8 protein-coding genes are annotated in these 7,568 nt (G+C 57.1%); 2 read left to right on the plus strand and 6 right to left on the minus strand.

What is annotated here, in order from left to right:
• The 6 genes from ACFDSS_RS12410 to ACFDSS_RS12435 all read right to left on the minus strand — a co-directional run.
• On the minus strand, nt 1-843 hold an 843-nt coding region (locus tag ACFDSS_RS12410; protein WP_375256053.1), incomplete at its 3' end, for a LacI family DNA-binding transcriptional regulator.
• Nucleotides 843-1,085, minus strand: a complete 243-nt coding sequence (locus ACFDSS_RS12415) for a hypothetical protein (RefSeq protein WP_375256054.1) — start codon at nt 1,083-1,085, stop codon at nt 843-845. The genes ACFDSS_RS12415 and ACFDSS_RS12410, both read right to left, overlap by 1 nt.
• The gene (locus tag ACFDSS_RS12420; RefSeq protein ID WP_375256055.1) at nt 1,069-1,842 is read right to left on the minus strand and encodes an ATP-binding cassette domain-containing protein; all 774 of its coding nucleotides are present in this window, start codon (nt 1,840-1,842) and stop codon (nt 1,069-1,071) included. Before ACFDSS_RS12420 ends, ACFDSS_RS12415 begins: the two co-directional genes overlap by 17 nt.
• A 14-nt stretch (nt 1,843-1,856) precedes the next feature.
• Nucleotides 1,857-2,930 (minus strand): ABC transporter permease, encoded by a 1,074-nt coding sequence (locus ACFDSS_RS12425; RefSeq protein ID WP_375256056.1) that lies wholly within the window; start codon nt 2,928-2,930, stop codon nt 1,857-1,859.
• A 98-nt stretch (nt 2,931-3,028) separates the two neighbouring features.
• Nucleotides 3,029-3,973, minus strand: coding sequence for a substrate-binding domain-containing protein (locus ACFDSS_RS12430; protein ID WP_375256057.1), 945 nt, complete (start codon nt 3,971-3,973; stop codon nt 3,029-3,031).
• Nucleotides 3,974-4,042: 69 nt separating this feature from the next.
• Nucleotides 4,043-4,849, minus strand: coding sequence for a TIM barrel protein (locus tag ACFDSS_RS12435; RefSeq protein WP_375256058.1), 807 nt, complete (start codon nt 4,847-4,849; stop codon nt 4,043-4,045).
• 184 nt (nt 4,850-5,033) lie between these two features.
• Here ACFDSS_RS12435 and ACFDSS_RS12440 point away from each other — a divergent pair, with 184 nt between their 5' ends.
• Nucleotides 5,034-6,812, plus strand: coding sequence for an ATP-binding protein (locus ACFDSS_RS12440; protein WP_375256059.1), 1,779 nt, complete (start codon nt 5,034-5,036; stop codon nt 6,810-6,812).
• Nucleotides 6,809-7,568, plus strand: a 760-nt coding sequence (locus ACFDSS_RS12445; protein ID WP_375256060.1) for a sigma-54-dependent transcriptional regulator, incomplete at its 3' end; no start/stop codon positions are given. The genes ACFDSS_RS12440 and ACFDSS_RS12445, both read left to right, overlap by 4 nt.

Consider the following 7,568-nt stretch of genomic DNA (forward strand, 5'->3'; position numbering starts at 1 on the left):
GTTTTCCCAACCGGCCATTTCCATGTCATTCAACCCGATGATCCCGATGTCTGCGGGCACCTTGAGGCCGTTGTCCTTAATCGCAGAGAGCGCGCCGATTGATAGCACGTCGTCACCGCAGAAATACGCCTCAGCCGGCGGGTTTTCGAGTAGGCGCAGCATCTCTGCCCTGCCCGCCTCGAACGAATAGTTGGTGGCGTAGCTGCAACTCCAGTTGACGGTCGCATCCGCTGCGACGATCTCTGCAAAGCCCGCAAATCGGTCCTGGGTGGAGGTCGCCGTTTCCGGCCCGCCAAGAAATGCCACCCGCTTGTAGCCGCGCGCCAGCAAGGTCTGTGCAGCCATGCGACCGGCCTCGATATTATCGATCCCGAGTACATTGACCTTGGGGTTTGCAGATTGACGCCCAAATGAATGGACAACCGGAACACCCGCATTCTTGAAGCCTTCCGCGAAGCTTGCAGGCAAGGTCGAGGACGCAACGATCACCCCGTCAACCGAATAAGCCCGCAGCATCCTGATGGAGGCTTCGGGGCTGACCTCATCTGTCAGGTTCACCAGCAACGGCCGCAATCCGCGCGCCTGCAATCCCTTGGTTAACAGGTCAAACACTTCTAGAAAAATCGGGTTGTGGAAGTTGTTTGAAACCAGCCCGATGAGCTTCGTCCGCCCTGTCGTCAGCGATGACGCTAACGCATTCGGACTATAGCCCAACGCATCAGCCGCCTTTTCCACCTTGGCGCGGGTCTTGCTCGAAACAGAGGCCCCTTCCGTGTAGGTCCGCGACACCGCAGAGCGGGACACCCCCGCGCGTTCCGCCACATCTTTGAGCGTGACCGCCACTACTTGCCCCTCTTCTCTTCTTTGGCTTGCGCCGCCACAGCCTCCCAATCGGCTGTGATGAATTTGTAGGTGGCCATGCCCCCCAAACCAAGAAAGATGATGCCCCAGAAGGCCTCGCCGTTCGCGATCTCAAAAAATGCCCAAAGAACCGGCACCACTGCCGCCGCGACCCGCCGCCACATGGGCAGAAAGAACGGCACCGCCAGATCGAAGAACTTCGGTTTGCTAGGCGGCGCCTTCATATTCGGCCCCGGTTTTTGCGCCCGTGATATAGGCCACAACGTCCTGACCGTCCGTGTCCTCTTTGTTGAGGTTGGCCACAATGCGCCCGCGCCGAAAGACAATGATCCGGTCCACCAGATCAAAGACCTGACGCATGTTGTGCGACACAAGGATCAGGCTCTCACCCTGGTCTTTGAGCGTACGCACGATGTTTTCCACCTGCGCCGTTTCCTGCACGCCCAAGGCGGCCGTTGGCTCGTCCATGATGGTCAGCTTGCTGGCAAAGGTCGCCGTGCGCGCGATGGCCACACATTGGCGCTGGCCACCGGACATATTGGCGATGGTGTTCTTGATGTTGGGGATTTTCACGCCCGTCTTCACCAAGCCCGCCAATGTGTCATCGCGCATGGATTTATAATCCAACAGGCGGAACGGCCCCAACCAATCAAACTTCGTCTTTTCACGACCCAGAAACAGGTTATCGGGCACATTGAGGTCATCCGCCAACGCGAGCGTTTGAAACACCGTTTCAATACCCGCTTCGCGCGCATCCAAGGGGCCCGAAAAGCTCACCTCGCTACCGTCAAAAATAACGGTGCCACGGGTGCGTTGTTCCACACCTGTGATCTGGCGCACGAAGGTCGATTTCCCGGCCCCGTTGTCGCCCATGATCGCCACATGCTCGCCGCGTTCAAGCGTGAAATCCGCATCTTCGAGTGCGTGCACACCACCATAGTGCTTTGTAAGACCTTTGGTCTCCAGAATGATATCTGACATTTCCTAGGCCCCCTTTATGCCCGCGCCGCTGCGCGTTTTTGTTGCCATTGATCGAGTGCAACAGCACCGACGATAATCATACCCAGCACCATTTCCTGATAGAACGCACCTAGGCGCAGAAAGGTGAAGCCGGAGGTAATCACACCAATAATCAGCGCACCAATTACCGTGCCGATAATCGAGCCGCGCCCACCAAAGAGCGACACGCCGCCGATCACGGCCATGGCAATCGCCTCCAGCTCATAGGACAAGCCCATACCAGATTGCGCCGTGAGGTTCTTTGACGTCAGGATCACAGCCGCCAGACCCGCAAGCATCCCCGCGATCACGTAAACCAGCACCAAATGGCGCGGCACATTGATGCCCGACATCCGCGCGGCCTGCTCATTGGAGCCGATAGCGTAAGTGTGTTTGCCGTAAACGGTGTAGTTCATAATGAGGTGGAACAGCACCGCGAGCGATAGGAAGATAATCACGGGCATCATGCCAGCGCCGATCTTTGCATAGCTTTCGGTCGGGAATGACACCGGGTTGCCCAGCGACCACCACTGCGCCACACCACGCGCGAAAAGCATCATGCCAAGCGTCGCGATGAAGGGCGGGATGCGTGAATAAGCAACAAGAATGCCGTTGACCAAACCCGCCAAAAAACCGACGCCTAGACCGACGAAGATCGGTACGATGACGGGTAGATCAAGCGCCCACTCACCAAAGATTGCCTTTGGGTTTGGGTTGCCGTTGACCATTGCAACCTGCGCGAAGCTCATCGCGATCATCGCGGTTGCGCCGACGACTGAGCCGGATGATAGATCAATACCCGCCGTTATGATCACCTGCGTGACACCAATGGCGATAATGCCGATAATGGCGACCTGAATGATAATAATGCGCAGGCGCGCTTCATTAAAAATGCTGTCAAAGCGGTCTCTTGAATCAAACAACAGGCTTTGACCCATGAAAATCGCGCCCAGAATTTCGAAGATGATAATGATCAGGATCAAGGCCCCGAACACGTTCAGCTCGTTTGGCCATGACCGTTTGGATTTATCGAACGTCAGACCTCCGACACCATCGCTACTCTCAGACATTGTGTTGACCCTTCCCTATTCTTGGCGCGTGATTTTTATCGCTTGTGGTGCAAGGGCAGTCGCCCGCCCTTGCGCAATCGCTTCGACGTAAGCCGTGCTTACTGGATGAAGTCCGCGAGGTTCTCAGGTGTGACCAGCTTGAACGGGATGAAGACTGTTTTGTCGACGTCGTCGCCGTTGACCAGTGCTATCGCTGTTTCAATGGAGCCAGCGCCTTGACCTGCAAGGTCTTGGAACACCGTCACGTCCATATCGCCTGCGGACATGGCAAGCAGCGCGTCGGATGTCGCGTCAACACCACCGACGACGACGTCATCCATGGAAATGCCGGAGGCTTTCATCGCCTGAATAGCACCCAGTGCCATTTCGTCGTTGTTACCAAAGACCGCGTCGAATTCATCGCCGGAAGACAACCAGTTTGTCATCAGGTCGTTGGCTTCGTCGCGCGACCAGTTCGCTGTCTGCTCATCGATGATGGTGATGAAATTACACATATCCATGCCGATCACGTCATGGAAGTCCTTGGTCCGCTGAACGGCGGCCTGGTTGGACAGCTGACCGACCAGAACATACGCGCGCGCACCACCAGCTTTGCCTTCAGCGCGCAGCTGACGACACATCTGGAATGCGGCCAAAGTACCGGATTCGATCTCGTTGGATGCAACAAAGGCCTGGCCGTCGGGCAATGTGTCCATGTTGACAGGCTGACGGTTGACGTAAACCAGTGGGACACCAGCCGCTGCCGCTGCGTTTGACATCGCCTCAGTTGCGTTTGTGTCAACGGCGTTCACGATGATCGCATCAACACCAGACGCGATGAAGTTGTTGATCTGGTCAAGCTGCTTGGCCACATCATCAGTTGCGTCTTCCATCTGCAGGCTGACTTCGTCGCTTGCATCGTCGTAAGCTGTCATGCCGTTGCGCATCACGGTCAATCCGTTGTCGTCGAAACGTGCAACAGACACACCGATTTGCAGCTCTGCCATCGCAGTTGTGCCCATCATGAGCGTTGTAAGGCCAGCGGCCAAAAGGATCTTTTTCATTGTTTTCCTCCCAATGATCGTGCCCGGCACACGGTTATTAATCCGGGACCTCTGTCTGAGGCGATTGGTTCATGACGCCACGCCCACCGCAGGTGCGGTCAGTTGCGACGTCATGAATGCGATGGACCCGGCCAAAGTGGCGGTCGGATCGGTCATTTGGTGTATTTCGGGCGCAAAGGCCTCAAAAGAAGCAGGACCATCAAAACCGGCCTCTGCGAACGCGCGTAATTGTGCGATATTGCCCAAGCGATCGTCGCCAAACACGAGCCCGCGATGGGCATCGGTCATGGCGTTGGTACTGATGTCACGATCAGCAACGCCCGAGATATGAAGAAGCGCCGTAAGTTCGGGGTAGATCTGGGTATCACCGGACAGGTGGTGGTGGAACGTGTCGTGGATCATCGCAAAGCAAGCCGGATGCCGAATGTCCGCCAGCACCCCCGACACATCCGCCTTATGGCGCAGCGTACTTTGAATGAAGCCAAGCGGCTCAATCAGGCCAATCACGCCGTGATCCTCTAAAACCGGTTGCAAGACTGTCAGCGCATCGCGTAGCAAAACGCGCTGTTGCGCGCGCGTAATCTGCTTTGGTGACACCTGCGGGATCAACGCCACACCTGCTGCGCCGCAACGGGCCGCGGTTTCGATCAATCGCGTTACATCCACCAGCTTTTCGTGTGGATCCACGTTGAACGCGGTCACTTCGGCCAAAGCGAAAATCTGCAAACCTGCAGCATTCACACGGTTTGCAAAGCTCTCTGGCGTCTCATTGTCGAACAAAGGCACGTCAAGATCATTGCGCAGCTCAATTCCGGCACAGCCAAGCGACGCTGCCATCGCCACAAGCTCCCGCCCCGACTTACGCGGTAATGTCATATGATTAAGGCCCAATGGCAGCATTGGCAGTAACGTTCCCCCTTGGTCGCGTCGCTTACTCTAACCGCGATTCTTTTTTTTGCAACCGGTTGCATTAATTCACTTGCCGTGGCGTCAGCGAAGTTCCAACCGTTGCAAACATAGCCGTTGTAAAACGGCCCGCCCCTGCCGCATAAAGATGCACATGATCTTGAGCCGACGACGTATCTTTGCAGTTGTGGCATGCATCGCGCTTGGCATGGCGTTGGTGGGCGCTGCCGCTTTCCCCGGACTTGAGCGTCATTATATGCGTCAGCAAGCCGAACGGGACGCAGTACCTCTCAAGCTTGCGGTAGAAGGTCTAAGGGCCACGCTCGATCGTTACGCCCCCCTGCCCGCTTTGATTGCAGAACGCCCTCAGCTCACCGTTTTGTTGCGGGATCCGCAAAATGCGGTGGTTCAAGCAGCGGTGAACGAAGATTTGCGACAGACCGCCGCAACCGTTCGCGCATCGGATGTCTACCTTATGGATATCTCGGGACGCACGGTCGCGGCGGCATCCTACCGGGAGCCCGGCAGCTATGTGGGCCGCAACTTCAGCTACCAGAGCTATTTCACGCAAGCGCTCAACGGGGATTTGTCTAGTTTCTCGGTCTATGGGACGACAACCGGCGAACGTGGCTATTTCTACGCCGCCCCTGTCGAAGATGGCGAACGTATCATTGGTGTGCTGGCCATTAAATTCAACATTGCAGCATTCCAAAGCATCTGGCGAGGTGCGGAAAGTGACATTATGGTCGCCGACCGCAATGATTTTGTCTTTATGTCCTCACATCCTGAATGGCACTTCCGTGCGATCCGTCCGTTGAGTTCGGCAACCCGTCAGCAAATTGCCCAGAACCTGCAGTACCCCATCGACCGGATTGATCTGTTGCCGATCACAGCGACAGCACTCAGTGAGGAGGCCAGCCAAGTCTATATTGAGGGCGATACCCGTGAAAGTTTCGTGCTGACCACCCAACGCTTGAACGATCTTGACTGGACCATGTCATCACTTTCACCAACCCGACCTGCCACATTGAACGCCTTGCGCAGCTTGCTGATTGCGGGATTGGTGGTGGCGTTGGGACTGATCGGATTACTGGCCTATCTGCTGCGCCAAACCCGGCAGGCGGAGGCGCTGGCACAAGAACAACGCGCCAAAGCCGTGTTGGAGGACACTGTTGCTGCGCGCACCGCTGATCTGCAAACAGTCTTGGGCGATCTGCGCCAGACCCAAACGGACCTGATCCAGGCCGGAAAGCTTTCCGCCCTGGGGCAAATGTCCGCGGCCCTGAGCCATGAGTTCAACCAGCCGCTCGCGGCGGTCAAAACATATGCCGACAACGCGGGTGCCTTCCTTGATCGCGACCAGCCAAAGGCCGCGCGTGAAAATATCGCCCGCATTTCCAAGATGGCGGACCGGATGGCGACGATTTCTGCGCATCTGCGCAATTTTGCCCGCCGTCCCCAGCAAGCCACCGGCCCGCTTCTGCTCAACAGCGTTCTTCTGGATGCAATTGCGGTGACTGAAATGCGGCTGGCCTCTGAGGGCGGCCATATCGCCTATGATCCGCCCGAGAGGGAGGTCTGGGTGACAGGTGGCCACGTCCGTTTGCAGCAAGTGATCGTGAACCTTATCAACAATGCGCTTGATGCGATGGAAGGCCTGACCGACCGCCGCGTCCAGATTTGGGTGGAGGGTACAACTGTTTCGGTCAGGGACACAGGTGACGGGATTGAAGCCGCCAATGTTGAAAATATCTTTGATCCGTTCTTTACCACGAAATCCCCCGGCAAGGGTTTGGGTCTTGGTCTTTCGATCTCATTCAATATCGTTACGGATTTCGGCGGCACCTTGAGCGCGCGTAATCACCCCGAAGGCGGCGCTGTGTTTACCGTCACGCTAAAACCCGCCACACCCAAACAAATGGCCGCGCAATGAGCCAGACCGTGATTTTCGTGGACGATGAGGAAGAGCTCCGCAATGCCACCGCACAAACGCTGATGCTGGCGGCTTTGCCCGCCAAGGTCTTTGATCGCGCGGAGGTGGCGTTGGCCAAGATCAGTCGCGGTCTTGACGGGGTGTTGGTGACGGATATCCGGATGCCGGGCCACGACGGGCTTTGGTTGATGCGCAAGGCACTTGAGATTGATCCGGAGTTTCCGGTGATCCTTGTGACCGGGCATGGTGATGTGAACCTCGCGGTGCAATCCATGCGCGACGGGGCCTACGACTTCATTGAAAAGCCCTTTGCCCCATCGCTGCTTGTCGGCACAATCCAGCGCGCCTTGGACAAACGCCGCCTGACAATCGAGAACCGCGCATTGAAGCGTGAGGTCGGCGGCCGCGACAAGCTGGAAGCCCGCCTGATCGGCCGCTCCGACGCGATGGTGGCGTTGCGCAAATCTGTCAGGGCCATCGCTGCGACAGATGCCGATGTGTTGCTGACGGGGCCGACAGGTGCGGGAAAAGACCTGACCGCGCGGGCGATGCATGACTTGTCTGCGCGCGCGGCCCACCCCTTTGTCCATATCAATTGCGCGGCCTTGCCCGTCGATCTGGTCGAGACAGAGCTTTTTGGTCACGAAGTCGGGGCGTTTCCCGGCGCAATGCGCGCGCGCTTCGGCAAGTTTGAATGTGCGCGCCAAGGCACCGTGTTTCTTGATGGGGTTGACAGCCTGCCGGTCGCTATCCAGG

It is taken from the genome of Yoonia sp. (assembly GCF_042093035.1).
GTDB lineage: Bacteria > Pseudomonadota > Alphaproteobacteria > Rhodobacterales > Rhodobacteraceae > Yoonia.